General features: G+C 38.6%; 2 protein-coding genes. Both read left to right on the forward strand.

What is annotated here, in order from left to right; all coding sequences use genetic code 11:
* The first annotated feature begins 195 nt into the window (after positions 1-195).
* Positions 196-2166, forward strand: a complete 1971-nt coding sequence (locus tag VMW01_16710) for a hypothetical protein (protein ID HUW07889.1) — start codon at positions 196-198, stop codon at positions 2164-2166.
* Positions 2167-2172: 6 nt separating this feature from the next.
* A complete protein-coding gene (locus tag VMW01_16715; GenBank protein HUW07890.1) occupies positions 2173-2904 on the forward strand; it encodes a hypothetical protein in 732 nt (243 codons plus the stop codon).
* Positions 2905-3029 lie beyond the last annotated feature (125 nt).

A 3029-nucleotide genomic window follows, 5' to 3' on the forward strand; every position in this document is an offset into this window, starting at 1 on the left:
AAAAACTAGGCTTGGATCACCTCCGCTAAGCTGGATGATAAGGGCAAGGTATACCTCCTCCACCTCCATGTTGAACCTCCGCTTGGCCGTTTTGTATCCCAGCTCGTTGGCCTTCTTGTACATCAGCACAAGCATTGCCAGCATGAGGGTAACGTAGAGCATAATCATAATCCCGTTTACGCTCGTTGAAACGAAGTGCTTGAAGCTCAACTCCTGTTTTATAAACCTGAAGAACACCTCTATGTCCCAGCGCCTGCGGTACATCTCGACTTTGTGGTGCCGCGCTTTAGCGATGCCACGCTGCAGGGCTACATGCCCCGTGCCCGTAGGTTTGGCTTTATTGCACAGAGCTCCACCGATGCCCGCACGCTAGCCCACGAGCTGGGCCACGGCGCATTTAACCTCTCGCACACCTTCCCTGTGCTGCCGCAGGGCACCACCGACAACCTTATGGACTATAACGAAGGTTCTCGCCTTATTAAGCCGCAGTGGGATCTTATTCACAACCCAGAGTTAACTACCGGGTTGCTGGATGATGAGACGGATGCGGCGAGTGTGAGAACTGACACTGCTACTATACATTCTTGGAAAGATCTATTTCCTAATAGTACGAATATAGAATTGGAAAAAATCTCAAGAATCTACGACACAGTAGCGGTTAAGTTTGATTCATTAAATATTAAGAGTAAAGATGAAAATGTTGCTTTATATGGGGATTTGAAAAGTTGGTCAGTGCGTAAATCTTCACATGCTGGGAGGATACAACAAGTAGCAATTAATATTGCCACAAAAGATAACCCTCATTTCGAATCTGTTGATCGCAATGAAATTTACATTGAAGATTACACTTACAAGACTAATATTGATTCAACGGAGTGGACACACAATACAAAAGTTGCTCTTCATAGTTATGTCGATATCATTGATTTTAAAAAAGCAAGAATATCGAGTCTTGATGCCCTAAAGAATTTAACATCTATTAAAGTTGCCACATTTAAGTTAAAATCAAATAACAGCACAATACCCGGCTATATTTCTCCTTTAGATTATAATGGCAATCCGAGTAACGATCAAAAATATAAATCACTTCCTTCATACAGGGTAGATGATTACGTGTTAGTTGCATTTTATTCTAAGAATGGTTCTAATCCCGATTTTGTGTTTCAGTTGATACCTTCACGCTCTACAAAAGACTATGAGGTTGCAACTTGGCTTGAACATATAGATATACTCAGCGATACTTTGAAGAAGGTTGTTCTTACAGTAGAGCAACTAAAAGAGATATTCCCTACGGCTGATACTGCTAGGATTAGGGAGGTCGTGAACTCAATTAACAAGTATAGCGACGAGTTCAATATCAATACTCCCGAACGGATGAGCCATTTTCTTGGTCAAATTGGTGCTGAAACAACGGGCAAGAAATCGCCTCCTCTTTCTACACTTGTAGAGGACTGTGGTTATACTAAAAAAAATATTAAGTATAATAAAGATGCCTTTGCACAAAGGATAAAAAATGAAATTATAACAACTAATGAGAAAACCTTTAATTGGCTTCTTAATCCGGATTTATTTGAAGGCTTTAGTGATACAAGTTATTTTTTCCTTAGAAATGGCAACGTAGTTCAAAGGGATACAGTATATCATCTAGTGAGTAATGTTTACACCTCTACATCAACTAAGCATGCTTACGATGGACAGGGTATTAAAGATATGTATGTCGATGGACATCAGAATTGCGCTTTATTTAATTACGTATATTGTTGTAATAAATCTGGTTTAGGCAACCACAATGTAGCATCGGGCGATGGCGCATTATTCCGGGGAAGGGGTTTTATTCATTTAACAGGAAGGGACAACTATGAAAGGAAATTCTTCAAGTACTGGAAAGAGGAAAACCCTAATGATAAAAGAACTGTTGAACAAATTGTATCTTTGTTGGAAACCGATGTGGACTTGGCCATAAAAGTGTCCATGATATATTGGAAGTACAATGGCATAAACCAGTATATTAACAATTCCAGCATTGATAGCAACGATGATGAAATTCGCCAGGTTAGCATTTTGGTTAATGGAGGTCAAATGAATAAGGAGATGAATGATATTCCGAGCCATTCGCAACGAGAGCAAAATACAATAAATGCCTTTAACGTGTTAAACAAAAAGTAGTAAAACATGAAACGCAACGTCATTTTTCTATTTTTATTGACATACAGTGTTCTATCACTTGGTCAAACGGAGAAAAATAAAACTTATAATGTTAGTCAAATACAGGGAGTTTGGCAGTTATATTTTGGTTACTTATACGATAATAACAATGCTTTTTATAAAATTTTCTATATCTATAATGGTAAAAAAAACTTGAAGATTGATATTAGAGGTAATCCTTACGACAAGTTAAGTGTGACAGTTACTAATTATGGATTTGGTAATTCATATGACCGTGATTCTATATGTAAGATGAAACAACTAAACGATACAGGAAAGGTATATGTTGAAATGGATGAGAATGCAGACGTAGAGGATTGTCTTGTTAACATAGCAACAATATTTGAGTTAACACCTAAAAGTTATTTAAATATTTTTGGAGATGAGTGTAATTACCTCGAAAGTGCACCTAAAGAAGTTTTGGAGGTTTTATACAAACGTGGGATGCACGATAAACGGGATTACATCAAGGAATTTTTAGGTTTAAGGGTTTGCGGTATACAGGCTGAAAAAAGTTTTATTTATGATTCTACCCTAAACAAAACCAAAATGTACCTTATAAAGGACGATATAATAACCGTAACCAGTGAACGGGATGGTTTTGTAGAAATGGAGTACGAAACCGCCAAAGGGAAAATAATCAAGGGATGGGTCAGAAAAGAGGACCTTGGTTGCATTGAAACCCCCGCTCGCCTTTAGATTTGCCTTACTGTTTTTAAGTTACTACTTTTAGAAGAAGAGAACGGGGTGAACTCCCACGCTCGCTAGGCCAACGGCCTATTCCGCGTATTAGTCCCCATTCCCCTCTTCCTTCGGCAGCCAAG

The sequence above is a fragment of the Williamwhitmania sp. genome, from assembly GCA_035529935.1.
In the GTDB taxonomy this organism is placed as follows: domain Bacteria; phylum Bacteroidota; class Bacteroidia; order Bacteroidales; family Williamwhitmaniaceae; genus Williamwhitmania.

Bases quoted from the DNA above. Each gene is read 5' to 3' on its own strand.
- VMW01_16715 (HUW07890.1), top strand. From the start codon at position 2,173: ATGAAACGCAACGTCATTTTTCTATTTTTATTGACATACAGTGTTCTA.